This is a genomic window from Rhodanobacter humi, assembly GCF_041107455.1.
Classification (GTDB): domain Bacteria; phylum Pseudomonadota; class Gammaproteobacteria; order Xanthomonadales; family Rhodanobacteraceae; genus Rhodanobacter_A.
In genome coordinates this window covers 3,271,328-3,295,617 of the sequence record NZ_JBGBPY010000001.1, presented here as the reverse complement: position 1 = coordinate 3,295,617, position 24,290 = coordinate 3,271,328, and the positions used below count along the sequence as shown (strand labels likewise).

The following is a 24,290-nucleotide window of genomic DNA, read 5'->3' as shown; positions in this document are numbered from 1 at the left end:
CTCCCCCCTGCGCCGGGTTCATACCCGGCGCTTTTTTGCAGCCATCGGGCGACTTGTGTAGCTTGACGACATGAGCAGCGAAACCGTGCAGTCCACGCCCCTGCCGCCCGCAGCCGCCCAGTGGCTGGCGAGGGCGCGCGCGGAATGGCAGCAACGGCAGTTCGACGCCGCCGAACGCTCGATCCGGCAGGCGCTGGCATTGGCGCCGAACGACGCGGATGCGTTGCGCATGCTCGGCGTGATGGCTCAGCACCGCGGCGACCAGGCCACCGCGGCCAACTGTTTCCGGCGTGTGCTGCCAGTCTGGCCGGAAGACGCCGAACTGCGCGTGGGCTTGGGCATCGCGCTGCACGAACGCGGCGAGATCGATGAAGCCATGGCGCAGCTGCAGCGCGCCTGCGAGCTGGCGCCCGCCTCCGCGTCGGCCTGGTTTAACTTCGGCGAAGCATGCTGGCGGCAGGCGCGCACGGAAGATGCCATCGCCGCGCTGCAGCGCGCGCTGGAACTCGCCCCCGCACATCTGCCGGCCCGGCTGTCGCTGGCCAAGGCGCAAGCCAGCCTGGGCCGGATCGATGATGCCGTGGCCGGCTTCCGCGCGGTGCTGCGCGTCGACCCCGGCAACGCCGAGGGCTGGTTCGGCCTGTCCAACCTCAACACGGTGCGCTTCGACGCCGCGGATGCGGCCAACCTGCGCCAGGCCATGACGCGAGGTGCGCAGTCGCCCCGCGACCGCGAACTGCTCGGTTTCTCGATGGCCAAGGCGCTGGAAGACCAGGGTGATTACGCGCAAGCCTTCGAGATGTTCCGCCAGGCCAATGCCTCGCGGCGCCAGCGCGTGCACTGGAACGCCACGGGCGAACGGCGACGCGTGGAAGCGATCCAGCGCATCTTCGCGCACGACATGCCTGCCCCGCCGGACCCCGCGCTGGGCCGCGAAGCCATCTTCATCGTCAGCGTCCCGCGCTCCGGCTCGACCCTGGTCGAGCAGATCCTCGCTTCGCACGCGGAAGTCGAGGGTGCGAACGAGATCAAGGACCTGTCGCAGGTGATCGACGCGGAAACGCGACGCCGCCACTCCGCGTTCCCGCTGTGGACGCCGCATGCCAGCGCGACGGACTGGCAACGCCTGGGCAAGGAATATCTCGCGCGCACCGCGCCATGGCGCAAGGCCAAGCCGCGCTTCGCCGACAAGAGCCTGGTGACCTGGTATCTGGTGGGCGCCGCGCTGGCGATGCTGCCGGCAGCACGCGTGGTGGTGGTGCGGCGCGATCCGGTGGAGACCTGCCTGGCGTGCTTCCGCCAGCTCTTCACCGAGCAGAGCGGCTTCACCTGCGACCTCGACGAGATGGCCGACTACTGCATCGACTTCATTCGCCTGACCCGCTTCTGGCTGGAACGCTATCCGGATCGGGTGTTCGATCTTGAGTACGAAACCCTGGTCGCCGAACCGGAACCGACCATCCGCCGCCTGCTGGATTTCTGCGGCCTGCCGTTCGAGCCGGCCTGCCTGGAATTCCACAAGACCTCGCGCACCGTGTTGAGCACGCCCAGCGCGGCGCAGGTGCGCCAGCCGTTGCGCCGCGACACCGCACGCAGCGCGCGCTACGGCGACAAGCTCGACCGCCTGCGCCAGCGCCTGCGCGATGCGGGCATTCCGGCGGAATAGGCCGCCCCTGTAGGAGCGCACCCCGGATCAAGTCCGGGGTGCGCTCCTACCGGCCCATGGCAGCGGCGCGCCCGCAATCGCCGGTTATGCCTTGTGCCCGTCTTTTCATTGGAGCGGTCACCGTGGCTGTGACTATGCTGCCCGGACATGGCGTGGAGACCCAGCGAATGTCCGACCGCGACACGACGCGAGCCCCGACAGGGCCGAGCTGCACGGCGCACAGGCATCGCCCCCTTCCGGGATGGCGACGCCACCTGCTGGCCGCGGCCATCGCCGCATGCTGCCTGCCGCTGCACGCCCGCGATGCCGCCCCGAAGACTCCCGCGATTGCCAGCGCACCCGCCGCCACCCAAGCGGCGCTGGCCAAGGCCAGACCGGTCACCGCGAAGCACGGCATGGTGGTCAGTGCGCAGCACCTGGCCACCATGGTCGGGCTGGACATCCTCAAGCAGGGCGGCAACGCCATCGACGCCGCGGTGGCGGTCGGCTACGCCGAGGCCGTGGTGCATCCCTGCTGCGGCAACATCGGTGGTGGCGGCTTCATGACCATCCACTTCAGGGACGGCCGCAACGTCTTCCTCGACTTCCGCGAGAAGGCCCCGCTGAAAGCCACGCCGACGATGTTCCAGGACGCCAAGGGCAACCTGGTCCCGGGACTCAGCACCGACACCTGGCTCGGCGTGGGCGTGCCCGGCACGGTGATGGGACTGGACGAGGCGCTGAAGAAATACGGCACGATGCCGCTGCAGCAAGTCATCGCGCCGGCGATCAAGCTGGCGAAGCAAGGCTACGTGCTCGAACAGGGCGACGTGGACATCCTCGACGACAGCGTGAAGGACTTCGCCAAGCACCCGAACGTGGCGGCGATCTTCCTCGACCACGGCAAGCCGTACATCGCCGGCCAGCGCCTGGTGCAGACGCAGCTGGCGCACACACTGGAACTGATCTCCAAGGGCGGCACCGACGCGTTCTACAAGGGGCCGATCGCGCGCAAGCTGGTCGCGGCGAGCCGGGCCAACCACGGCATCCTCTCGATGCAGGACTTCGCCGACTACACCGTGCAGTGGGACAAGCCGGTGCAGTGCGACTACCGTGGCTACACCGTCGTGTCCGCGCCGCCGCCCAGTTCCGGCGGCATCACCGTGTGCATGATCCTCAAGCTGGTCGAGCCCTACGCGCTCGGCCAATGGAGCTACGGATCGCCCAGGAGCCTGCACTACCTGGTCGAGGCGGAGCGCCGCGCCTTCGCCGACCGCAACACCTACCTCGGCGACCCCGCCTTCGTGCACAACCCGATCGACCGGCTGCTCTCGGCCGGGCACCTGGACAAGCTGCGCGCCACCATCCTGCCCGACAAGGCCACGCCCTCGTCCGAGGTCCAGGGCAGCCTGGGCCCGCCTGAAGGCGACCACACCACGCACTACTCGGTGATGGACAAGAACGGCACCGCCGTCGCGGTGACCTACACCATCAACTACCTGTTCGGCATCCGGCAGATCGCCGGCGACACCGGCTTCTTCCTCAACGACGAGATGGACGACCTCACCGGCAAGCCCGGCGAGGCGAACGGCGCCGGGCTGGTGCAGGGCGTGATCAACCAGATCGAGCCGGGCAAGCGCCCGCTCAGCTCGATGACGCCCACCATCGTGCTGCGCGACGGCAAGCCGTTCCTGATCACCGGCAGCCCCGGCAGCGCCACCATCATCTCGACCACGATGGAGAGCATCGTCAACGTGATCGACTACGGCATGAACGTGCAGCAGGCGATCGACGCGCCGCGCATGCACCACCAGTGGTATCCCGACGTGGTGTACGTCGAGCCCGGCCTGGTCACGCCGCAGACCCGGCAGACGCTGGAAGCCATGGGCTACACGTTCAAGACGCGCCATTCGATCGGCGCCGACGAGGCGATCATGGTCGACCCCGAAACCGGCCTGCTGGAAGGCGCGAACGATCCCAGGCGCCCCGCCGGGCTCGCCGCGGGTTATTGAGTCTGCCTAAAGTTGATCCATCAGCGGGCACCGGAAGTCCGGCACAAGACCGCCACTCCTGCTCAGCCCACCGCCGTACGGAGCAGTTCGCCAACTGACTACTGCGAAGGCGGTGCAGGCGGGGGCCGGCGACGCTAACCCGACCAGCCGGTCCGATCGGTAACCTCGCCATCGTCCACGACCAAGGCCTTACCGGCCGCCGCGCTGGCGCGCACGTTGGTCAGCGGCGTGGAGCCCTTGGCGGCGACCAGCACGGCGTTGGCATCCTGGCCGTGCGCGAGCACCCGGCCCCTGATGTCGACCGCGCCGACCTTGCCGCCTTCGACGGCGTAGGTCGTGACCTTGGCGCCATGGGTGACGAGGTCGCCCTGCACCACCAGCTTCTCGACCACGCCGCAAGGCTTGACGCTGAAAGCCTCGGCCGGCAGCTGCATGTTGACGCCCTTGACCAGGGTGTTGCCGACCGAACCGTGCGTGGTGATGCCCTCGTCCACCGTGATGGTGCCGACCGGCTTGCTCACCTGGATGCCGATGGAACCGTCGCCGAAGGTCTCGATCGACTTGAAGCGGATGTCCTTCACCGTGCCGTCGTACTGGTTGAAGCCGCGCGCGCCGAGGCCGTGGGTGACGATCTCGCGCTCGGCGACGAAGCGCTCCACGGTGCCGAAGTTGACGAAGCCGATACCGCTGGGCCCCCAGGACACCACCGGCGCGTGCGCGATCCACTCCTCAACCGTGCCCCAGGTGTCCAGCACCATGTCGTTGACGCCGTAGGTGACCACTTCGCCGAAGTGTTCCACCCGCTTCGCTTTCGCGCCGTACACGACGAACACGCCGGCGGTGATGATGTCCGCGGTGCCGTACGGCAGCATGCCGCAGGAATGCACCGCGCCGGTGGTGAGCTTGTCGATCTCGACCCAGCCGCCTTGGTCGCCGAAGCCGCTGACGAAGATGCCCGAGCCGAGCACCGGGGCGTTCTTCGCGCCCATGGAGATGCCGGTGAGCGTGGCGCGGATGGTCGAATTGGCGTCGCCATTGAAGTTGTAGACGGTCAACGCGCCCTGGTACACGTTGACGCCGTATTTCTGCGGCTGCTCGCTGTAGCGGCGTGCGTCGCAGGCGGCGATGTGCAGCTTGTCCACCAACAGGTCCAGCTTGTCGGTGCCGCTGCGGGTGATGATGGAGACTTGCCCGGTGACGTCCAGGTCTTCCAGCGCGATGCGGCCCATGTCGGCGAAGCCGGTCTGGGTGTAGATCGCGCGGGCCGACGGCGTGGCGACCACGGTGAGATGGGCCACGCGATTGCCGGCGGTGAGCCCGATGCCATCACCGTTGCCGAACACCAGCAGGCAGCCGTCCTTGCCCTTGCCTGTCAGCGCGAATCCCGGCGGCAGGGTGATGGAAAACGGACATGGCACCGAGGTCTGCAGTTCGAGCGTGCGCGGACCCGGCCCGGAAAGGGCGGCCATGAGATCCGCGAGGGAAGCGATCGGCACGATGGGAAGATTCATTCAACGCTCCATGGGATGGATGGAAGGCCGGCGATGGTGATCAGAACACGACGAGCCCGCGACCGGAAGCGCGCGACCAAGGCACGCTGAGGCGTGCTGGCACGGTGGCCGCCGGTTCCGACGGCGCGGCATGGAAACGGTGTGTCGCTGCCTACTTCTTGATGCCCTTCTCGGGATTGAAACCGTCCCAGCTCTCGAACACGTCCATGAAGCCCGGCACGGTCTTTTCGCGGGCCCAGTCGCGCTGCAGCTCGCAATAGAGCTGCGTCTTGCTGATCAGCTTGCCGCCGGCCTGCTCGATGCGGCGCAGGGCCGCCTCGTGCGCCGCCACCGAGGTGCCGCCGACCGCATCGGCAACCACGTAGACCTCGTAGCCTTCCCGCAAGGCGTCGAGCGCGGGAAAGGCCAGGCAAGCCTCCGTCCACAACGCGGTCATGACGAGCTTCCTGCGCCCGGTCGCGAGCACCGCCTGCCTGAAGCCGACGTCCTCCCAGCTGTTGATCGTGGTGCGGTCGTGGGTGGGATAGGCGCCCAGCACGTCCATCAGCGGCTGGATCGGCGGCTTGTTCTTGCCGGTGGCGACATTGACCGTGGAATGGATGATCGGCAGCCCGTAGTTCACCGCCGCCTTGGCGCTGTGCACGATGTTGAACACCAGTTCGTCCTGGTTCATCGAACGGATCGAGCTGACCTGGACCGGCTGGTAGTCGATGACGATGAACGCGCAATTCTCCGGCGTCAGCAGATGATCGAATTTCGGATCACGGATCGGTTCGCTGGCCATGGGAGACTCCTGCACGAGTGATGGCGCCGAGGCATCGTTGGAATAATCAGAACGGAACGCCGTCGAGCCGCCCCATCTTGCCGCTGGCGAAATCGTGCTTCGCCTGCGCCAGTCGCTCCGGGGTGTCCATGACGAACGGGCCGGAAAACAGGATCGGACCTTCGGCCGGTTCGCCACCCAGCAGTGCGACGCTGGCGGGGCCATCACGGGTGGCAGTCACGCTGACTTGCTCGCCGGGCGAGAGCACGGCCAGCGCCTCCGCACCGAGCGCCCGACCAGGGCCGCCGACGATATGGCCATCCGTGACGTACAGGCCCAGCTCCATGCCGGGATCGACCGGCAGCGTGACGCTGGCACCCGGCGCCAGATGGATATGCGCAAAGAGGGTCGGGGTCGCGGTCTGCATCGGCCCCCGGGCGCTTTCCAGCGAACCGGCGATGACCCGAACCTGCGCGCCGTCGCGCTGGATTTCGGGGATGTCGGCGGCACGGAACGAGGCGTAGGCGGGCTCGGCATGTTTCTGCGCGGGCGGCAGGCTGGTCCACAGCTGCAGGCCGTGACGACCACCGGTGGGTTGCTCGGCGTGCAGCATGCCGCGCCCTGCGCGTATCCACTGCGCATCGCCCGGTCCCAGTCGATCGTGAAAACCTGCACTGTCGCGATGCTCGACGCCACCCTCCAGCAGGTAGCTGATCACCTCGATGCCGGCGTGCGGATGCGGTGCATCGCCGATGCCGCGGCGGCTGCGGTGCTGGTAGTGGTCGATGAACACGAACGGCCCCAGCGACGAGCGCGCCGGCAGCGGCAACGCGCGCCACAACAGCATGTCGCCGTCGTCGATGACGCGCTGGGCAGGCAGGAGAGCCTGGATGGTTCGCAATGTCATGCTGGCTTGCGGCATACCGCGGGGATGAGGCGAAAGTTCACACGACACTCCTCGCATGGAATCGACGGGCATGCCTGCCGGCGCCGATGCGATGGGAAGGGCGAACGGACGGTGTGCCTGCGCGGCTCCCGGCGGGAACCGGCACGCATTGGATACCACGACCCGTCAGGTCCGGGTGAACGATATGGGAGGCCAAGAGCCGGGCCGGCAACAGCAACCTCGCGCGATGACCGGATCAGGTCCGCGGATGCCTCACCTGCCCCTCCCCGTGCACCACGAAACGCTCCACGGTGAGCGATTCGGCACCCATGGGGCCGTAGGCATGCAGCCGCGTGGTGGAGATGCCGATCTCGGCGCCGAGGCCCAGTTCGCCGCCGTCGCTGAAGCGCGACGAAGCATTGACCATCACCACCGCCGAGCGGACCGCCTGCACGAAGCGTTGCGCCGCGGCTTCGTCGCGGGTGGCGATGACTTCGGTGTGGTCGGAGCCGTAGCGGCGGATATGGGCGATGGCTTCGTCGAGGTCGTCCACCACGCGCACGGCGAGGATCAGATCGAGGAACTCGGCAGCGTAGTCGTCCTCGCTGGCCGCATGCATGTCGGGCACCAGCGCGCGGCTGGCCGCGTCGCCGCGCCATTCCACGCCGCGTTCGCGCAGCGCCTGCGCGGCGCGCGGCAGGAAGTCGGCGGCCACGTCGCGATGCACCAGCAGGGTTTCCAGCGCGTTGCACACGCCGGGACGCGAGGTCTTGCCGTCGATCAGCAGGTCCAGCGCCAGATCGAGATCGGCCGCGCGGTCCACGTAGAGATGGCACACGCCCTTGTAGTGCTTGATCACCGGCACGCGCGCGTGCTCGGCCACGAAGCGGATCAACCCCTCGCCGCCGCGCGGGATCGCGAGGTCGACGATGTCGGTGAGCTGCAGCAGCTCGACCATGGTGTCGCGGCGCAAATCTTCCACGAGCGTCACCGTTGCTGCCGGCAAGCCGTGCGCATGCAAGGCCTCGTGCAGCGCGGTGGCGATCGCGGTGTTGGAATGGATCGCCTCGGAACCGCCGCGCAGGATCACCGCGTTGCCGGCCTTGAGGCACAGCGCCGCGGCGTCGGCGGTGACGTTGGGACGCGCCTCGTAGATCATCGCGATCACGCCCAGCGGGATGCGCACGCGCTCCACCGTGAGACCGTTGGGCCGCGTCTCGCGGCGCGTCACCTGGCCGACCGGGTCGGGCAATTCGGCCACCTCGCGCAGCGCGGCGGCGATGCCCGCCACGCGCGCCGCGTCCAGGCGCAGGCGATCCAGCATCGCGCCCTGCACGCCCTTGGCCGCGGCCGCCGCCATGTCGCGCGCATTGGCAGCAAGCACGTCGTCACAGCGCGCTTCCAGCGCCGTCGCCATGTCGCGCAACAGCGTCGCCTTGGCGGCGCTGTCCAGCGCGGCGATCGTCGGCACCGCCTCGCGGCAGGCCAGCGCCAGGGATCGGATCTCGCTCATGCCTCGATGCCTCCCGTGGTTTCGGTCGCTACCGTAACCAGGTCGTCGCGGTGCACGATCTCGTGGCCATGGGTGTAGCCCAGCACGGCCTCGATGTCGCGGCTGTGCCGGCCGGCCAGCCGGCGCACCTCGGCGGCGGCGTACTGGCTGAGGCCGCGCGCCACCGCCTTGCCGTCGGCATCCGTGATCTCCACCAGGTCGCCGCGCTGGAATTCACCCTGCGCCCCGGCGATGCCGCCCGGCAGCAGCGAGGCGCGACCGCCGGCCAGTGCACGCGCCGCACCGGCATCCACGCGGATGCAGCCCGGCGCGGCCGGCGCATGGCGCAGCCAGTACTTGCGCGCCTGCATGCGGGTACCCGCGGCGTCGATCAGGGTGCCGTGCAGGCGACCCGCTGCCAGTGCATGCACGGTCGCCTCGTCGCGCCCGCCAAACAGCGCGGTGGGAATGCCCGCCGCGGCCGCCTTCGCCGCGGCTTCCAGCTTGGTGCGCATGCCACCGGTGCCGACCGTGCTGCCGCTGCCGCCGGCCATGGCGAGGATCTCCGGCGTGAGCGCGGCGACGCGCGCCAGCGGCACGGCGGCGGGATCGCGCCGCGGATCGGCGCTGTACAGCGCGGCTACGTCCGAGGCGATCAGCAGCAGGTCGGCGTCGACCAGCGCGGCGACGATGGCGGCAAGGTTGTCGTTGTCGCCCAGCTTCAGTTCGTCCACCGCCACGGTGTCGTTCTCGTTCACCACCGGCAGCACGTCCAGCGCCAGCAGGCCGCGCAAGGTGGTTCGCGCATTGAGGTAGCGGCGGCGGTTGCGCAGGTCGTCATGGGTGAGCAGCACCTGCGCCACCGGCCGCGGCGAGAGCGACTGCCACAGCGCGATCATCGGCGCCTGGCCCAGCGCCGCCAGCGCCTGCCGCGCCGCGAGGTCGCCGGAGGCTGGCGCGTGCTCGCGCAGCAGCGCGCGACCCGCAGCCACCGCGCCCGAGGAAACCAGCACCACCTGCCGTCCGGCGGCATGGCTCGCGGCCACGAAACCGGCCAGAGCCGCCGCATGGCGCGCGGTGAGGCCGCCGCCATCGGCCGCCAGCAGGTTGCTGCCCACCTTGAGCACGGCACGCCGCCAATGCGGCAGCGGCTGGTCCAGCGAGTGCCTCGCACTTTCCACAGCCGCCATCACCTGAACCTCGTTCAGCCGTCTAGACGTCCAAGCCTATCATGCAATTCGTCCAGGCGCAGGTCGTGGCCCGCACCCGGCGAGGTGCGCTGCGCCAGGCTGCCCTCGGGCGTGCGCCCCTGCCCGGCCGAGGCGGCCGTCTCGGCGGCGGCGCGGTAGGCGTCGCGGAACGGCACACCTGCCGCGGCCTGCTCGATGGCCACGTCGGTGGCATACATCGCCGGCTCGATCGCGACGCGCATCTTCGGCTCGTTCCACTCAAGGCGCGTCAGCAGGTCGGGCACCAGCTCCAGCGCCATCAGGCCGTGGCGCACGCCGTGGAAGATCGAGCCCTTGGAGAATTGCAGGTCGCGCTGGTAGCCCGAAGGCAGCGAGAGCAGCTGTTCGATCTCGGTACGCGCCGCCGCCACGCTGGCGTAGCTGGCGCGCAGCAGTTCCACCACGTCCGGGTTGCGCTTGTTCGGCATGATCGAGCTCCCGGTGGTGTACTCGCCCGGCAACTTCACGAAATCGAATTCCGCCGTGGTGAACAGCGACAGGTCCCAGGCCATGCGGCGCGTATCGAGAAGCGCGCTGGCGATGGCCTCCAGCACCGCCATCTCGTACTTGCCGCGTGAGAGCTGGGCGTAGATCGGCGACACCTGCATGCGGGCGAAGCCCAGCGCAGCCGTCGTATGCGCACGGTCCAGCGGCAGGTTCACGCCGTAGCCGGCGGCGGTGCCCAGCGGATTCGCGTCGATCAGCTCGCGCGTGCCGCGGGCGCGGAAGGCGTTGTCGATGAAGCCTTCGGCGAAGCCGGCGAACCACATGCCGGTGGACGACACCACGGCGCGCTGCAGATGGGTGTAGCCCGGCAGCGGGACCGCCGGCTGCGCGGCACGGTCGAGGCAGACCTGCGCGATGGCGCGGCAGTGCGTTTCCAGCGCTTCGAGTTTCTCCTTCAACCACAGTCGCGTGGCGACCAGGATCTGGTCGTTGCGGCTGCGCCCCGTGTGCACGCGACGGCCGGCATCGCCCAGCCGCTCGGTGAGGCGCGCCTCGATGGCGGAGTGGCCGTCCTCGAAACGCTCGTCCAGCACGAAGGCGCCGCTTTTGAAATCCCCGGCCAGCGCATCCAGTTCGCGCTTCAGCGCGGCGGCCTCATCGGCGCTCACCACGCCGATGTTCGCCAGGCCTTCCACGTGCGCCTTGCTGGCGGCGATGTCGTGCAGGAAGAACTCGCGATCGAGGATCACGTCGTCGCCGGCAAGGAAACGCATGATCTTCGCGTCGATCTGGATGCCGTTTTTTTGCCAGAGGGGCTGCGTCATCGTGAGAGATCCTGTAGGAGCGCACCCTGTGCGCGATGGCCTTGATGAGGTTCCGTGAAAGAGCTTTCGCGCACAGGGTGCGCTCCTACGGCTCCAACGGAATGCCGGTGTATTCGTCCACGCCAAGTGCGCGGTTGATGTTCTGCATCGCCTGCGTGGCGGCACCCTTGAGCAGGTTGTCCAGCGTGGCCACCACCACCACGCGCTTGCCGTCGGCCGACAGCGCGAAACCGCCGACCTCGGCGTGGTGCCGGTGCGCGATGCGGCTGACCCACGGCGCCTCGTCCAGCACCGCCACCAGCCTTTCGCCGTCGTAGGCTTGATGGAAACGCGCCAGCACGTCCGCGCGCTTCAGCGGCTTCGCGAGGTACAGGTTGGTGGTGACGGTGAGGCCGCGGAAATGCGGCGCCACGTGCGGCATGAACTCCACCGGCAGGCCGAGCTGGTAGCTGGCCTCCTTTTCGTGGGTGTGGCCGGTGAGCGCATACGGCATCAGGTTGTCGCGCAGCTTCTCGGGATCGTTCTTGTCCGAGGGCGTGGTGCCCGCGCCGGAATAGCCGGAGACGCCGAAGCACACTGGCGGCGCGGCGAGCTGGTCCTTCAACGGTGCAATGGAGAGTTCCATCGCGGTGGCGTAGCAGCCGGGGTTGCTGATGCGCCGCTCCCCATTCCACTTGTCGCGGGTAAGTTCGGGCAAGCCGTAGTACCAGGCCTTGTCGAAGCGGTAGTCGGCCGAGAGGTCGACGACCAGCGTATCGGGCGCCGCCTGGTCGATGACCTCCACGTAGGGTGCGGCCTTGCCGTTGGGCAGCGCCAGGATCACCACGTCGGCGCGCTTGGCCGCCACGGCGGTGGGGTCGAGGCTTTCGTAACGCAACTCGCCGGTGTAGGCGTCGCTGTGCTCGGCCACGCGCTGGCCGGCCAGTTCGCGCGAGGAGACGAAGGCCAGCTCCAGCGCGGGATGCGCCGCGATCAGGCGGATCAGCTCCGCGCCGGTGTGGCCGCGGGCGCCCACGATGCCGATGGTTTTCGATTGCATGAACACCCCTCTCATCAAGTCTGCTTTCCCTTCTCCCTCCGGGAGAAGGTGGCCCGAAGGGCCGGATGAGGGTTCGTTCGAGGCGTCGCGCTTCGACCGAACTCTCTCCCCACCCCTCTTCCTCGCTCCTCAGAGCAGGGGCATCCTGCCCCTTCCCCGCGTCCGGAGGGAGAGGGGCTCAAGCTTCAATCCACCAGCGTCGGCTGCCGCTGCGCGCAATGCGCCACGCAGCGGGCGATGGTGTCGAAGTTGCCGTCCAGGCCGTACCAGAACACCTTCCACTTCGGCTGCTTGAGGCAACCATCCGATTCGGCGTAGTAGAAGATGTTGACCTGGTTGTGGTGGCGCGAGCGCCAGAACAGCTGCGGGTTCTCCTCGCGCATCACCAGCCATACCGCGCGGCCCAGGCCTTCGCCCTGCGCGTCGTCGAGCACGGCGAACTTGTCGAGGTACGGCAGGCCCTCCTCCATGGTGAGGATCATCGCGGCGCGGTAGTTCTCGCTCACGTAGATGCGATACGGTTTGGTGCGCTCGAAGTAATCCGGCACCAGGGTGCGGCCGAAGCTGGATTCAATCAGCGTACGCATGCGTGCCTGGTCCACGCCCTGCCACGACTCGAAGCGCAGCACCTTCTCGCCGCGCCGCACCAGGGTGCCCGATCCCTTGTGGGTGAACAGCTCCTTGGCCAGTTCCGACGGCCGCGTGATCGACACCGAGGAAGCCAGCGGCAGCCCGGCCAGCAGGTCCGCGATCTGCTCGATCTTCAGCCGCATGCCGCCGTTGATCCACGGCTGCGCCATCAGGTGCTCGTACTCGGTGCTGAGGTTGATCGAATCGATCACCTTGCCTTCGCCGTCGAGCAGACCGCCGGTGCCGGTGAGGAACACGATCTTGTACGGCTGCAGCACGCGCACCAGCTCGTTCGCGGCCACATCGGCGTTGATGTTGAGGATCTGCCCCTCGTCGGTCTCGCCCAGGCTGGCGATCACCGGGATCGAGTTCGCGCGCAGGCCGGCCTCGATCGGCGCGAGGTTGATGCTCTCCACCTTGCCGACCATGCCCAGCGCGTCGCGGTCGAGGTAGCTGGCCATGAACACGCCGGAGGCCACCGAGGTGGCGCGCGTATCCATCGCCTGCAGCGCCTCGACCAGCTTGAGGTTCTGCTGCTGGAACACGCGCCGCACGATGCCCAGCGCCTTCGGCGAGGTGACGCGCAAGCCGTTCACCGTCTGCTTCTCGATGCCGGCGGCGGACAGCTCCTCGTCCAGCTGCGGGCCGGCGCCGTGCAACACGATGGGCGTGAGGCCCACCTGCTGCAGGAAGGTGAGCGACGAGGCGAGATCCTGCAGTTCGTCGCGCAGCACCGCGCCGCCGACCTTCACCACGGCGAAGCGCTTGGCGTCCACCTCGGAGAAGCGCCTGAGGTATTGCTGGATTTCCTTGGCGCTGCCCATGGCCGAGAGCAGGCGCACGATGGTCTTGCGGGTGTGCTTGTGCGTTTCCACTGTTGTGTTTTCCCGTGCGTTCATCCGTGAACGCCAGAGTCAAAAAGCGGCCTTCCATGGCCGCACTTTTCAATGAGACGAAAAATCACTTCGGCGTAATGCTGCAACTGTTCCAGCGCCACCCACTCGTCGGCGGTGTGCGCCTGCGCGATGTCGCCGGGGCCGTAGACGAAGGCGGTGTAGCCGGCGGCGGAGAACAGCGAGGCCTCGGTCCAGAAGTCCACCGCATTGCCTACGGGAATTTCCAGCTCGTCGGCGAGGTCACGCGCGGCCAGCCGGCGCGCCTCGGCGGCAGCGGTATCGCCCGCCGGCAGCGAGGGGCCGCGAAAGGTCTCGGCGAACTCCGCCGGCATGGGCTCGGTGAGCGTGCGGAAGCGCTCCAGCAGGCTGTCGGGATGCATCGTCGGCAAGGGCCGCATGCCGAAGCGCACTTCGGCGCTGGGCGCGATCATGTTCGCCTTGATGCCGCCTTCGATGCGGCCGATGTTGAAGCGCAGCCCGGTGAGCCCGCCGAAGCGCTCGTGCGCCTGCGCCGCCACGAAATCCAGCGCCGCATCGCCCCAGCGCACCGCCTGGTGCAGCGCGCTGTCGCTGGGCTTCTGCTCGCCCGAGGCATGACCGGCATGACCGGCGAAGCGCATCAGCACCGACTGGATGCCGCGATGGGCCAGCACGGCTTCACCCTTGGTGGGCTCGGCGACGATCACCGCATCGTAAGCAGGCTTGTCCGCGAGGAAACCGGCGATGCAACGCGGATCATTGGCTTCCTCGTCGGTGGTGAACAGCAACGCCATGTCGCCGTCGCTGGCATTCGCCACCGCCAGCAGCGCAGCCGCCGCACCCTTGATGTCGCAGGCACCGAGGCCGATCGCGCGGTCTTCCGTCACGCGCAGCATGTGCGGGCTGGCCGTCCAGGCCGGGGAGTCGGGCACGGTGTCCAGGTGCACGTTGAACAGCAGTTTCGGCCTGCCACGCACCGCATGCAGGCTCACCGCGCCGGCGCCATGGTCGGTCACCGTGATGTCGAAGCCGGGCAGATGCGCGCGCAGGTAGTCGAAGATGCCGCCCGTGGTGATCGCGCGCGGCGGGTTGCGGGTATCGAACGACACCAGCGCCTTGAGGTGTTCCAATGTGGATTGCAGTAAGTCGCTCATTTCGTCATTGCGCTCATTGCGGGTTCGCGGAATAGAACCACGCCGATTGGATCAATCCCTCGCATACTTCGAACACCGCCATGTTCTCCAGCGGCTGCTCGCCAAGGCCATGGATCAGCTCGTGGTCGAACACCTTGTTGCCGACCACGGTGCGCGAGATCAGCTCCGCCTTCAGCTTCGGATTGTTGAAGCGGTGCTCGGCGTAGAAAGCGGCCAACGCCGGCTTTCCCTGTACCGACGGCGTTTCTGCAGGGATGCGCCACGAACGGAAGTCGTCCGAAAAACAGGCCAGGAAGGCTTCGAGATCGTGGCGGTTGTACGCTTCGAACTGCCGAACCACAGGAGTGGCGATATCAGACATGCAGGAGTCCGCGTGGGAGTTCATGGGATGGCCACCGCGCTTCCGGCGGCTTGGGTGTAGAGATCGGGGTGAAGGATTTCCATCAGACGTTCGGGCCGGGCGGACGGTGCGAAGCCGAATTTCTCGTACAGACTGTGCGCATCGGCCGTGGCGAGCATGAAGCGTCGCAAGCCCTGCAATTGCGGATGCGCCATGACCGCCGCCACCAGCGTCTTGGAGTGGCCATGCCCACGGTACTCCGGCAGCACGAACACGTCCGCCAGATAGCCGAACGTGGCGCCGTCGGTGACCACGCGCGCGAACGCCACCTGGCACCCGTCGACATAGCCGCCGAAGCACAGCGATCCGGCGATGGCCCGCTCCACCGTTGCGCGCGGGATGTCGCGGCTCCAGTAGGCCTCGGTGGACAGGAAACGGTGGATCAGCCCGATGTCGAGCTGATCCTTGTCCGTGGTGACCTGCAGGGCAGTCATGCGGGCTCAGCCCTTGCCCGCCGGGCGGTTGACCTCGGCCCACAACGTGCTGCTCATGCCGAACAGCTTGATGAAACCCTCGGCCTCGGCCACGCCCCAGTCGGCCGACTGTGCGTAGGTGGCGCCCTTGGCGTTGAGGATGTGCTTCGACGCTATCGCCACGGCGTTGACCGTGCCGCCGTTCGTTTCCAGCGTGACCTCGCCGTTGACGGTGGACTGGCTGGAGGCGAGGAAGGCTTCGAGATCCGCCTTGATCGGGTCGTGGAAGAAGCCTTCGTACACCACCTCCACCCACTTGCGCGCCACGTCCGGCTTGAAGCGGTTCTGCTGCTTGCTGAGCACGGCTTCCTCCAGCGCGCGGTGCGCGGTCAGCAGCGAGATCAGGCCCGGCGCCTCGAAGACGATGCGGCCCTTGAGGCCGATGGTGGTGTCGCCGGTGTAGAGGCCGCGGCCCACGCCGTAGGGCGCGAACAGCGCGTTGAGCTTGGCCAGGATCTTGTGGCCGGCGAGCTTCTCGCCGTCCAGCGACACCGCCTCGCCGTTCGCGAAGCCGATCTTCACGCGCAGCGGCGCGGCCGGCCATTCGGCGCGCGGCTTGCACCAGCCACGCGCGCCTTCGCCCGGGGCTTCCCACTTGTCGATCTCGCCGCCGGACATGGTGACGCCGAGCAGGTTCTCGTTGATGGTGTAGGCCTGCTGCTTGGCGCGTACGCCGAAGCCGCGCTCCTCCAGGAACTTCTGCTCGTAGGCGCGCGTCTGCGTGTGCTCCTTCTGGATCTCGCGGATCGGCGCCACGATCTCGTAGTCGCCCAGCGACTTCACCGCGAGGTCGAAGCGCACCTGGTCGTTGCCCATGCCGGTGCAGCCGTGCGCGATGGCGCGCGTGCCGAGTTCCGCGGCGCGCTTCAGCGCAGCTTCCACGATCAGGTAGCGATCGGACACCAGCAGCGGGTACTGGCCCTGGTAGCCCTCGCCCGCCCACACGAAGGGCTTCACGAAACCGTTCCAGATCGCCGGACCGCCGTCCACGGTGACGTGGCTCGCTACGCCCAGCTCCTTCGCGCGGTGCTCGATGAAGGCGCGCTCCTCGGCATCCACGCCGCCGGTGTCGGCGAACACCGTATGCACGGCCCAGCCGCGCTCCTTTAGGTAGGGCACGCAGAAACTGGTGTCGAGGCCGCCGGAGAAGGCGAGGACGATGTCTTTGCTCATGGCTTGCGAATCCAGGTCGGTGAAGTGTCAGTCGGAAGAAATGACGATGCGCGGTTCGCAGCGCACCGGGAAATTCACGGAGTTGGCGATGAAGCAGGCGTGGTGCGCAGCCTCGTGGGCGGCCAGCGCCTTGCCGGGATTGCTGTCGGCCCGGATGGTGACCACCGGGCGCAATACGACCTCGGTGAAGTGGCCGCCATCGCCTTCGGTGGCCATCGTGCCTTCGGCGCTGTCGTCGTAGGCAACGACCACCACGCCGGCCACGGTGGCCATGTGCAGGTAGGACAGCATGTGGCAGGCGGAGAGCGCGGCCACCAGCATGTCTTCCGGATTGTGCCGCGTGGCATCGCCACGGAAGGCGGGATCGGACGAGCCGGCAAGGTCCGGCTTGCCGGGTATGCGGATCACGTGGTTGCGGCTGTAGTTGCGATAGCCGTCGGTGCCAGTGCCGCGGTTGCCGGTCCATTCCACGTCGACGCGGTAGCGATGCGGGTGGTTCATGCCTTCGACTCCTCCTGCAAGGCCATCAGCGCGGCCAGCTCCGCGTCGCCATCGCCGTCGCGGCGGCGCAGGCCGGCGATCACGCCGAGGCGGTTGCGTTCTGGGTGGTTCTGGCTGAGCTTGAACTTGCCTTCGATGCGCTCGATGGCGATCTCGATGCCGACGATGGCGCGTAGCGACTTCTCGATGTGATCGTCCGGCGCATCGGCGACACGCCAGGGCTGCGGCTCGGTGGCCTCGTGGCGGTCGGTCAGGCGCTCCAGCAGAGTGCGCAGCCAGGCCGCGCCCTCGACCACCTTCAGCCGGCCGTGCACGTGCGCCACCGCGTAGTTCCAGGTGGGCACTTCGCGATGCGTCTCCTGCTTGGTCGGATACCAGTTCGGGCTGATGTAGCCGTCCGGGCCGCGGAAGACCACCAGCACCTCGGCGCCGTCCAGCCGCGCCAGCTCGTTGCCGCGCGCCACGTGGCCGTGCAGCGCGCCATCCACCAGCTCGAACGGCAGGTGATTGGCGACGAGACCTTCTGCAGTGTTCGTCAGCACGGTGGCGAACGGATAGTCGTGGATCAATCCGTGCAGGACATCCATGCGCGTCTCGGCGAAATGCCTGGGCGTATACATGGGAGCCTCAGCCCTGCCCCGCCAGCGCTGCCATCACCGCCTTCTGCACGTGCAGGCGGTTCTCGGCCTCGTCGATGGCGAAGCAGTACGGCGCGTCCATTACCGCGTCGGTGGCCTTGACGTTGCGGCGCAGCGGCAGGCAGTGGCTGAAGAGCCCCTTGTGGGTCAGCGCCATCTTTGCCTCGTCCACGATGAAGTGCTTGTGCGCGTCGCGGATGGGCTTTTCCTTTTCCCATTGGCCGAAGTACGGCAGCGCGCCCCAGCTCTTGGCATAGACCACGTCGGCGCCGCTGTAGGCCTCCTCGATGTCGTGGCTGACCTTGAGCGAGCCGCCGTTCTGTTCGGCGTTCAGACGGCCGAATGCCATGTAACGCTCGTCCAGCACGTATTCCGGCGTGGGGCACAGCAGGGTCACGTCCATGCCCATCTTCGTGGCGATCAGCAGTGCCGAGTTGGCCACCGCGGTGTTGAGGGGTTTCGGGTGATACGTCCAAGTCAGTACGTATTTCTTTTTATGCAGATCACCAAGGCGATCCTGCATAGCCAGCGCATGCGCCAGCTCCTGGCAGGGATGGGTGATCGTCTCCATGTTGATCACCGGCACCGTGGCGTACTGCGCGAACGCCTTGATGACCTTGTCCTCACGATCCACCGTCCAGTCCTGGAACTTCGGGAAGGCGCGCACGCAGATCAGGTCCACGTAGCGGCTGAGCACGCGCGCCACTTCGGCCACATGCTCCTCGGTGTCGCCGTCCATCACCGTGCCCGCCTCGAACTCGATCGGCCACGCGTCCTTGCCCGGCGCCAGCACCACCGCGTGGCCGCCGAGCTGGAACGCACCCAGTTCGAAGCTGGTGCGGGTGCGCATCGAGGGGTTGAAGAACAAGAGCGCCACCGACTTGCCGGCCAGCTGCGCACCGGCGGGCGAGCGCTTGAACGCGGCGGCCTGTTCCAGCAGCGCGTCGATCTCGGCGCGGCTCCAGTCCTGGGTGGTGAGGAAGTGGCGGATGGTCATGGGTGAGATCGCTCTTGGTTGAAAGTCCGGCCACGGATGGCCGGGGTTTTGCGGATGGACCCGTGTGGAACTGAACCCAAAACAAAAAACCCGGCACGATGGCCGGGTTTTGTCGTCGATACACATGAAACGCGCGCGACAGCCTACCCGGCCGAATGTCCGTCCAGCGGTCGGCGCGCGCGCGAAGTCATGCCAGCAGCCATGCGGGCGCTGGTCAGGACATTGGCGGTATAGACGGCTGTGGACATGGGGGTTCCAGTCGGGCGAGGCGTCATCATGACGGGATTTTCGCTGCCATGCAACATGCCGTTGCACGACACCAAAACGAAGACGCCGCCCGCAGGCGGCGTCGCATCGTCAATCGGCGGGAGTCACGCTCACCCGCACGCGCAGGCGCTCGCCGGGGTCGTAGTTCAGGCGCGACTCGTAGACCTCGCCGCGATAGCGGTATTCCACGTCGTAGCCCATGATCTGGCGCTGCTCGCTGACCGTGCTGACCTCGCGGCAACGGGTCTGGGTGGTCTCGTAGCTGCCGCCATGGTCGGACACCCGGTTGCCCACCGCGCCGCCGGCCACCGCACCGGCCACGGTGGCCGCCTTGCGGCCATCGCCCTTGCCGATGGTGCTACCCAGCACGCCACCCACCACCGCGCCAAGGATGGTGCCGGCCGTGCTGTTGCCCGGATCCCGCTGCACCACCTGCTGGTCGTAGCACTGCTGGCGCGGCACGGTCGTCTGGGTGACGCCGTAAACCGGGTCGACCCGCAGCACGTCGGCCCAGCCGTAGTGGGCGTTGTCGTCCTGCGGAGGCGCCCCCGGCGGCGGGCCGGGGTAACGCGCGTCCTGCGCCTGGGCGCCAGTGGCGACGGCCAGGGCCAGCACCAGCGTGACAAGGAGAAACTTGGGCATTTCGCGAACTCCACAGGATGTTTCGGGTGCAACTTCGGCGCATGACCGATTGCAGCAAATGGACACTGAATCGCGGCTTAGAATTCCTCGGGTGCGACCCCTTGCCGCCGCGCCGCTTACACCTTGTTAAGATGCACGGCTGGCCTGCTTCCGCCGTCACCGCCCGGACCCGACGATGCCGATCTCGCTCTACAACAGCCGCACCCGCCGCGCCGAGCCGTTCGAACCCCTCGACCCGGACCGGGTGACGATGTACGTGTGCGGCCCCACCGTCTACAACTACGTGCACATCGGCAACGCACGCGGCCCGGTGGTGTTCGACGTGCTGGCCAAGCTGCTGCGCCGGCATTACCCGAACGTGGTCTACGCCCGCAACATCACCGACGTGGACGACAAGATCAATACCGCCGCGCTGGAGCAAGGCGTGGGCATCGAGGCGATCACCGGCAAGTTCACCGCCGCCTACCGCGAGGACATGGCCAAGCTGGGCATCGCACCGCCCGACGTGGAACCCTGCGCCACCGCGCACATCGATCCGATCATCGCGATGATCGAGCGCCTGATCGTCGACGGCCACGCCTATGCGGCCGAAGGCCACGTGCTGTTCAACGTGGCCAGCTACCCCGACTACGGCAAGCTCTCCGGTCGCGACACCGAGGAGATGATCGCCGGCGCCCGCGTGGAAGTGGCCCCGTACAAGAAGAACCCCGCTGACTTCGTGCTGTGGAAGCCCTCCACGCCCGAACTGCCCGGCTGGGACAGCCCCTGGGGCCGCGGCCGCCCCGGCTGGCACATCGAGTGCTCGGCGATGGCCGGGAAGCATCTGGGCGTGACCATAGACATCCACGCCGGCGGCAACGACCTGCTGTTTCCCCATCATGAGAACGAGGTCGCCCAGTCCACCTGCGCCCATGGCGGCAAGCTCTTCGCGCGCTGGTGGCTGCACAACGGCATGCTCACCTTCGACGGTCGCAAGATGTCCAAGTCGCTGGGCAATGTGTTGCAGTTGCACGAGATGCTGAAGCACCATCCGGCCGAGGCGCTGCGCCTGCGCCTGATGAGCGGGCACTACCGCCAGCCGCTGGACTGGTCCGACGCCGCGATCGCGCAGTCGGTGAGCACACTGGACGGCTGGTATCGCGTGCTGCGCGAACTGGCCGACGTCGCGGTGGATACGGCCGCCCTGCCGGTGCCCGAAAAAGTCGAAGCCGCGCTGTGCGACGACCTCAACACGCCGCAGGCGCTGGCCGAGCTTTCCGTGCTGGCCGACGCGGCGCGCGCACAGGGCACGCCCGAGGCCAAGGCCGCCCTGCTCGGCGGCGGCGCCCTGCTGGGCCTGCTGCAGCAGGATCCGGAAGCCTGGTTCAAGCAGGCCGGCGGCGCGACGGTCGACGCCTCGCGGGTGGAAGCCCTGCTGGAAGAACGCCGTGCCGCCCGCGCCGCCCGCGACTTCGCCCGCGCCGATGCGATCCGCGCCGAGCTCGCCGCGATGGGCGTGGCGATCGAGGACGGCGCGCAAGGCACGCGCTGGAGCGTGGCCAAGGCATGAACGCGCCATTTCGCGCCGTGCCGGCAGGCGCGCGATAATGCGCGCATGAACGACACCGTCACGAGCACCACCAGCGCCGACGAGGCGCAACGCGAGATCGCCGAGGAGTTCGCCTACTTCAGCGAGTGGAGCGAACGCTACCAGTACCTGATCGACCTCGGCAGACAGCTGCCGCCGTTCCCGGAGGAATCCAGGACCGAGGCCTGGCGCGTGCACGGCTGCCAGTCGATGGTGTGGCTGGTGCCCAGCGGCGATGCCGCCCGCATGCACTTCGAGGCAGCCAGCGACTCGGCCATCGTCTCCGGCCTGATCGCCTTGGTGCTGCGCGTGTATTCCGACCGCCCTGCCGCCGAAATCGTGGCCACGGAACCGGATTTCATCCAGGCCATCGGCCTGGCCAAGCATCTTTCGCCCACCCGTTCGAACGGGCTGGCGGCGATGCTGGCGAAGTTGAAGGGCTACGCCGCCGCTGCCGCAAGCCGCGGGAAGGAGTAAGAGCGGATCCCTTTTCGCACACGCGCACAAAAAGCCCCGCTCGAAGCGGGGCTTTTGTTGAAAAGTCCGGCATGGATGCCGGTTTGATCTTTGCGCTCATGGAGGAGCGCAAAAGTACCGCCCTCAATCCCCCATCTGCTTCTGCAGATGCTCGCGACGCTCCTGCGCGTCCAGCGACAGGGTTGCGATGGGACGGGCGTCGAGGCGGTCCACGCCGATCTCCTCGTCGGTCTCCTCGCAGTAGCCGTAGCTGCCTTCCTCGATGCGACGCAGCGCCTTGTCGATCTTGGAGATCAGCTTGCGGTAGCGGTCGCGGGTGCGCAGCTCCAGCGAGTTCTCGGTCTCGCGGGTGGCGCGCTCGGCCTCGTCGCCCACGTCGCGCACCTCGTCGCGCAGGTTGTCCATGGTCTGGCGCGACTCCTCGACCAGCTGGTCGCGCCAGTCGCGCAGCTTGTTGCGGAAGTAGGCCAGATGCATCGGGTTCATGTACTCCTCCTTGTTGGAGGGACGGTAACCCTTGGGCAGCGCGATCTGGGTGGTGGCGGGCAAGGCGTAACGCCCGTCTTCGCGGGTGACGCCGTTGTCTAGGATTTTTGCAGCCTGTTTGTTCATTGAGGACGACGTGTTCTTCGATGGCTTGTGGGATGCATGAGCCGTGGCGTTCGCGTTGCGCGGCAACACCATGGCCGTGGCGCTCGCCACCTTGCCCTTGAACGGCGAGGCGGCGGGCGGGGAGTATTTCTTCTCGACAGGCGCCGCCTTGGCCGGCGCGGCGGCCGGCTGCGAAGCGACGGGCTTGCCCTTGGCCGGCCTGGCGACTGCCGCCGGCTTCGTCGCCGGTTTGGCTACCGGCTTCGCAGCGGGCTTGGCTACCGGGGGCTTGGCTACCGGCTTGGCGACCTTCTTCGCCACCGGCTTCGGCGCGGGCTTGGCCGCCTTGTGCGCGACGACCGGCTTGGCCGCCGGCTTCTTCGCCGCGGATTTGGCCGCCTTCGCGCTTGCCGGCTTCTTCGCCACCGGCTTGGCGGCCTTCTTCGCAGCTGGCTTGCTCGCCGGCGCCGCTTTCTTGGCCGGCGCCTTCTTCACCACGGGCTTCTTCGCCACCGGCTTCTTCGCGGCGGGCTTGGCTGCCTTCTTCGCGACCGGCTTCCCCGCGGCGGCTTTCTTCACGGGAGCCTTCACGCTGGCCTTCGCGGTCCGCGCACCGGCGGCTTTCGCCTTGGCGGCGGCGTTACCCGGCCGTGCGGGCGCCTTCCCCTTGCCAGCCTTGGCGGTGGTCGAACTGCGCGTGGTTTTCGCCATATTCCTTCACCATTTTTGGCCGTGGCGGCCGGGTGTTATAGCCCATGTGTCCTACACCGGCAAGCCGGCTTCTGGGATACTGGCAACACTACCGGCGACCAGCTGTTCCGGCAACGTGAATGCCCTGACCCGATTCCTGCTGTTTCTGCTGCGCCTCTACAAACGCTGGCTCAGCCCCCTCTTGGGGCAGCGTTGTCGTTTCTACCCCAGTTGCTCCGATTATGCACGGGTCGCGGTCACGCGCTTCGGTCCATGGCGTGGCTGCCTGCTCACGGCCTGGCGCCTGCTGCGCTGCCAGCCGTTGTGCGAGGGCGGCGAGGATCCGGTGCCCGAACGCTTCCAGTTCCGCCGCTGCCGTGCACACGGAGACCGTCACGCGCACTGAGGCGCGTGGCGCATCGATCAGGGGCCGAAGCCGCCCGGCACGCCCTTGCTGGCGTAGGCCACTGCATCATGCGGATGCAGGCTTTCCTGGTGTTCCACGCGCACGTGGAAATCGGCCAGGCGTTCGTCGGCATCGAGCGCGATCTGGATGCGCCGGGCGGCGTCCTCGCAGAACATCAGGTTGCCGCCGTTGGCGAGCGCGAAGGCCTGCTCGTCCTCGCGCTTCACCGCGGTCTGCACCGGCGTGCCCAGCGCCTGTTCCACGCGGTCCAGGGTATCGATCAGGTCGAACGACACGCCCTCCTTCAGGCGGACCAGCAGCCGCGCCACGCTGCGCTGCGCGTGCGGGGTGGCGACGATGCCCTTCTCGCCGCCCAGCCAGGCCAGCACGGCGGCGTGGTCGACCGACTGGCCCGCGTCGAAATCCTTCGCGAACTGCTCCTGGATCAGCTGGCGCGACAGCGCGGCGGAGGCGGGACAGGTGGAGGAGTAGACCACCTCGGTGCCCAGTTCCAGCCGGAAGCCGTCCGGGCCCAGGCTGGCCTCGACCGACACCGGGTAGCTTCGCCAGCCGCTGTGACCGCTGCGCAGGGCATGGCGGCGCACCAGCGCATCGAAGCGGATGCTAAGGCGGGCATGGTCGGACAGGCCGGCGTGCGATTCGAGGAAGGCGCGCAACAGGTTTTCCAGCATCGCCGCGCCCAGCGGCTGGCCGCCGAGATGGTGGTCGACCAGCAGGTACAGCCGCGACATGTGGATGCCGCGTTTGTCCGGATGCACCAGGTTGACGAAGGCGCCGACCTGGGCATTGGCGCGTTGTACCTCGCCGTCGCCGGCATCGAAACGCACCGGCGCCTCGATGCCGTCCATGCCCACCCAGTCCAGTGCGCCGCGCAGATGCGGCTGCGCCTGGGCGGCGACGTCGGGCATCAGGCGGGTGGTGTTTTCGTGGCTGTGCATGG

At 67.9% G+C, this 24,290-nt stretch carries 23 protein-coding genes; 5 read left to right on the top strand and 18 right to left on the bottom strand.

Annotated elements, in window-relative coordinates:
* The first annotated feature begins 70 nt into the window (after nt 1-70).
* Nucleotides 71-1,666: a tetratricopeptide repeat-containing sulfotransferase family protein gene (locus AB7878_RS14720; RefSeq protein WP_369495074.1), complete on the top strand. Its 1,596-nt coding sequence runs from the start codon at nt 71-73 to the stop codon at nt 1,664-1,666.
* Between the two features lie 167 nt (nt 1,667-1,833).
* Complete coding sequence (ggt, locus tag AB7878_RS14715; RefSeq protein ID WP_369495073.1) at nt 1,834-3,657, top strand: gamma-glutamyltransferase; 1,824 nt, start codon at nt 1,834-1,836, stop codon at nt 3,655-3,657.
* A 134-nt stretch (nt 3,658-3,791) separates the two neighbouring features.
* Here the strand turns inward: ggt and AB7878_RS14710 are convergent, their stop codons facing one another.
* The 16 genes from AB7878_RS14710 to AB7878_RS14635 form a co-directional block, all read right to left on the bottom strand.
* Entirely contained in the window at nt 3,792-5,168 is a 1,377-nt protein-coding gene (locus tag AB7878_RS14710; RefSeq protein ID WP_369495072.1) for a hypothetical protein, read from the bottom strand.
* A 151-nt stretch (nt 5,169-5,319) separates the two neighbouring features.
* Nucleotides 5,320-5,952, bottom strand: a complete 633-nt coding sequence (locus AB7878_RS14705; protein ID WP_369495071.1) for a hydrolase — start codon at nt 5,950-5,952, stop codon at nt 5,320-5,322.
* A 46-nt stretch (nt 5,953-5,998) separates the two neighbouring features.
* Nucleotides 5,999-6,838 carry a pirin family protein gene (locus AB7878_RS14700; RefSeq protein ID WP_369495070.1) on the bottom strand — a complete coding sequence of 280 codons (840 nt, stop codon included), beginning with the start codon at nt 6,836-6,838 and terminating at the stop codon, nt 5,999-6,001.
* Nucleotides 6,839-7,073: 235 nt separating this feature from the next.
* Nucleotides 7,074-8,330, bottom strand: coding sequence for a glutamate-5-semialdehyde dehydrogenase (locus tag AB7878_RS14695; protein WP_369495069.1), 1,257 nt, complete (start codon nt 8,328-8,330; stop codon nt 7,074-7,076).
* Nucleotides 8,327-9,499, bottom strand: coding sequence for a glutamate 5-kinase (gene proB / locus AB7878_RS14690; protein ID WP_369495068.1), 1,173 nt, complete (start codon nt 9,497-9,499; stop codon nt 8,327-8,329). The genes AB7878_RS14695 and proB overlap by 4 nt, the downstream gene beginning before the upstream one ends.
* A gap of 14 nt (nt 9,500-9,513) precedes the next feature.
* Nucleotides 9,514-10,809, bottom strand: coding sequence for an argininosuccinate lyase (locus AB7878_RS14685; RefSeq protein WP_369495067.1), 1,296 nt, complete (start codon nt 10,807-10,809; stop codon nt 9,514-9,516).
* Nucleotides 10,810-10,894: 85 nt separating this feature from the next.
* Nucleotides 10,895-11,854 carry an N-acetyl-gamma-glutamyl-phosphate reductase gene (gene argC / locus AB7878_RS14680; protein WP_369495782.1) on the bottom strand — a complete coding sequence of 320 codons (960 nt, stop codon included), beginning with the start codon at nt 11,852-11,854 and terminating at the stop codon, nt 10,895-10,897.
* 179 nt (nt 11,855-12,033) lie between these two features.
* Nucleotides 12,034-13,377 carry an acetylglutamate kinase gene (locus tag AB7878_RS14675; protein ID WP_369495066.1) on the bottom strand — a complete coding sequence of 448 codons (1,344 nt, stop codon included), beginning with the start codon at nt 13,375-13,377 and terminating at the stop codon, nt 12,034-12,036.
* Complete coding sequence (locus tag AB7878_RS14670) at nt 13,374-14,507, bottom strand: acetylornithine deacetylase (RefSeq protein ID WP_369495065.1); 1,134 nt, start codon at nt 14,505-14,507, stop codon at nt 13,374-13,376. The genes AB7878_RS14675 and AB7878_RS14670 overlap by 4 nt, the downstream gene beginning before the upstream one ends.
* 13 nt (nt 14,508-14,520) lie before the next feature.
* Nucleotides 14,521-14,868, bottom strand: coding sequence for a nuclear transport factor 2 family protein (locus tag AB7878_RS14665; RefSeq protein ID WP_369495064.1), 348 nt, complete (start codon nt 14,866-14,868; stop codon nt 14,521-14,523).
* A gap of 20 nt (nt 14,869-14,888) precedes the next feature.
* Entirely contained in the window at nt 14,889-15,341 is a 453-nt protein-coding gene (locus tag AB7878_RS14660; RefSeq protein ID WP_369495063.1) for a GNAT family N-acetyltransferase, read from the bottom strand.
* Nucleotides 15,342-15,347: 6 nt separating this feature from the next.
* The gene (locus AB7878_RS14655) at nt 15,348-16,553 is read right to left on the bottom strand and encodes an argininosuccinate synthase (protein WP_369495062.1); all 1,206 of its coding nucleotides are present in this window, start codon (nt 16,551-16,553) and stop codon (nt 15,348-15,350) included.
* Nucleotides 16,554-16,580: 27 nt separating this feature from the next.
* Nucleotides 16,581-17,054, bottom strand: a complete 474-nt coding sequence (locus tag AB7878_RS14650) for an OsmC family protein (protein WP_369495061.1) — start codon at nt 17,052-17,054, stop codon at nt 16,581-16,583.
* Nucleotides 17,051-17,674: an FMN-binding negative transcriptional regulator gene (locus tag AB7878_RS14645; protein WP_369495060.1), complete on the bottom strand. Its 624-nt coding sequence runs from the start codon at nt 17,672-17,674 to the stop codon at nt 17,051-17,053. The genes AB7878_RS14650 and AB7878_RS14645 overlap by 4 nt, the downstream gene beginning before the upstream one ends.
* A gap of 7 nt (nt 17,675-17,681) precedes the next feature.
* Nucleotides 17,682-18,689 (bottom strand): N-acetylornithine carbamoyltransferase, encoded by a 1,008-nt coding sequence (locus tag AB7878_RS14640; protein WP_369495059.1) that lies wholly within the window; start codon nt 18,687-18,689, stop codon nt 17,682-17,684.
* 357 nt (nt 18,690-19,046) lie between these two features.
* Nucleotides 19,047-19,598 (bottom strand): glycine zipper 2TM domain-containing protein, encoded by a 552-nt coding sequence (locus AB7878_RS14635; protein WP_369495058.1) that lies wholly within the window; start codon nt 19,596-19,598, stop codon nt 19,047-19,049.
* A gap of 175 nt (nt 19,599-19,773) precedes the next feature.
* On the opposite strand from AB7878_RS14635, the gene cysS reads away from it, so the two are divergent.
* Complete coding sequence (cysS, locus tag AB7878_RS14630; protein WP_369495057.1) at nt 19,774-21,147, top strand: cysteine--tRNA ligase; 1,374 nt, start codon at nt 19,774-19,776, stop codon at nt 21,145-21,147.
* Between the two features lie 45 nt (nt 21,148-21,192).
* On the top strand, nt 21,193-21,642 hold the full coding sequence (locus AB7878_RS14625; protein WP_369495056.1) for a SufE family protein: 450 nt from the start codon (nt 21,193-21,195) through the stop codon (nt 21,640-21,642).
* Between the two features lie 123 nt (nt 21,643-21,765).
* On the opposite strand, the gene dksA is transcribed toward AB7878_RS14625, so the two are convergent.
* Complete coding sequence (gene dksA, locus AB7878_RS14620) at nt 21,766-22,944, bottom strand: RNA polymerase-binding protein DksA (RefSeq protein ID WP_369495055.1); 1,179 nt, start codon at nt 22,942-22,944, stop codon at nt 21,766-21,768.
* Between dksA and yidD the strand changes: the two genes are divergently transcribed.
* Nucleotides 22,916-23,329 carry a membrane protein insertion efficiency factor YidD gene (yidD, locus tag AB7878_RS18535; protein WP_439653803.1) on the top strand — a complete coding sequence of 138 codons (414 nt, stop codon included), beginning with the start codon at nt 22,916-22,918 and terminating at the stop codon, nt 23,327-23,329. The two genes, dksA and yidD, sit on opposite strands and share 29 nt — an antisense overlap.
* 17 nt (nt 23,330-23,346) lie before the next feature.
* On the opposite strand, the gene folE2 is transcribed toward yidD, so the two are convergent.
* Nucleotides 23,347-24,288: a GTP cyclohydrolase FolE2 gene (gene folE2 / locus AB7878_RS14610; RefSeq protein ID WP_369495054.1), complete on the bottom strand. Its 942-nt coding sequence runs from the start codon at nt 24,286-24,288 to the stop codon at nt 23,347-23,349.
* Between the last annotated feature and the right edge of the window lie 2 nt (nt 24,289-24,290).

Excerpts from the sequence above, each read along its gene's own strand:
- AB7878_RS14720 (WP_369495074.1), top strand. The coding sequence starts at position 71 with ATGAGCAGCGAAACCGTGCAGTCCACGCCCCTGCCGCCCGCAGCCGCC.
- ggt (WP_369495073.1), top strand. The coding sequence starts at position 1,834 with ATGTCCGACCGCGACACGACGCGAGCCCCGACAGGGCCGAGCTGCACG.
- AB7878_RS14710 (WP_369495072.1), bottom strand. The coding sequence starts at position 5,168 with ATGAATCTTCCCATCGTGCCGATCGCTTCCCTCGCGGATCTCATGGCC.
- AB7878_RS14705 (WP_369495071.1), bottom strand. The coding sequence starts at position 5,952 with ATGGCCAGCGAACCGATCCGTGATCCGAAATTCGATCATCTGCTGACG.
- AB7878_RS14700 (WP_369495070.1), bottom strand. The coding sequence starts at position 6,838 with ATGACATTGCGAACCATCCAGGCTCTCCTGCCTGCCCAGCGCGTCATC.
- AB7878_RS14695 (WP_369495069.1), bottom strand. The coding sequence starts at position 8,330 with ATGAGCGAGATCCGATCCCTGGCGCTGGCCTGCCGCGAGGCGGTGCCG.
- proB (WP_369495068.1), bottom strand. The coding sequence starts at position 9,499 with ATGGCGGCTGTGGAAAGTGCGAGGCACTCGCTGGACCAGCCGCTGCCG.
- AB7878_RS14685 (WP_369495067.1), bottom strand. The coding sequence starts at position 10,809 with ATGACGCAGCCCCTCTGGCAAAAAAACGGCATCCAGATCGACGCGAAG.
- AB7878_RS14675 (WP_369495066.1), bottom strand. The coding sequence starts at position 13,377 with ATGAACGCACGGGAAAACACAACAGTGGAAACGCACAAGCACACCCGC.
- AB7878_RS14670 (WP_369495065.1), bottom strand. The coding sequence starts at position 14,507 with ATGAGCGACTTACTGCAATCCACATTGGAACACCTCAAGGCGCTGGTG.
- AB7878_RS14665 (WP_369495064.1), bottom strand. The coding sequence starts at position 14,868 with ATGTCTGATATCGCCACTCCTGTGGTTCGGCAGTTCGAAGCGTACAAC.
- AB7878_RS14660 (WP_369495063.1), bottom strand. The coding sequence starts at position 15,341 with ATGACTGCCCTGCAGGTCACCACGGACAAGGATCAGCTCGACATCGGG.
- AB7878_RS14655 (WP_369495062.1), bottom strand. The coding sequence starts at position 16,553 with ATGAGCAAAGACATCGTCCTCGCCTTCTCCGGCGGCCTCGACACCAGT.
- AB7878_RS14650 (WP_369495061.1), bottom strand. The coding sequence starts at position 17,054 with ATGAACCACCCGCATCGCTACCGCGTCGACGTGGAATGGACCGGCAAC.
- AB7878_RS14645 (WP_369495060.1), bottom strand. The coding sequence starts at position 17,674 with ATGTATACGCCCAGGCATTTCGCCGAGACGCGCATGGATGTCCTGCAC.
- AB7878_RS14640 (WP_369495059.1), bottom strand. The coding sequence starts at position 18,689 with ATGACCATCCGCCACTTCCTCACCACCCAGGACTGGAGCCGCGCCGAG.
- AB7878_RS14635 (WP_369495058.1), bottom strand. The coding sequence starts at position 19,598 with ATGCCCAAGTTTCTCCTTGTCACGCTGGTGCTGGCCCTGGCCGTCGCC.
- cysS (WP_369495057.1), top strand. The coding sequence starts at position 19,774 with ATGCCGATCTCGCTCTACAACAGCCGCACCCGCCGCGCCGAGCCGTTC.
- AB7878_RS14625 (WP_369495056.1), top strand. The coding sequence starts at position 21,193 with ATGAACGACACCGTCACGAGCACCACCAGCGCCGACGAGGCGCAACGC.
- dksA (WP_369495055.1), bottom strand. The coding sequence starts at position 22,944 with ATGGCGAAAACCACGCGCAGTTCGACCACCGCCAAGGCTGGCAAGGGG.
- folE2 (WP_369495054.1), bottom strand. The coding sequence starts at position 24,288 with ATGCACAGCCACGAAAACACCACCCGCCTGATGCCCGACGTCGCCGCC.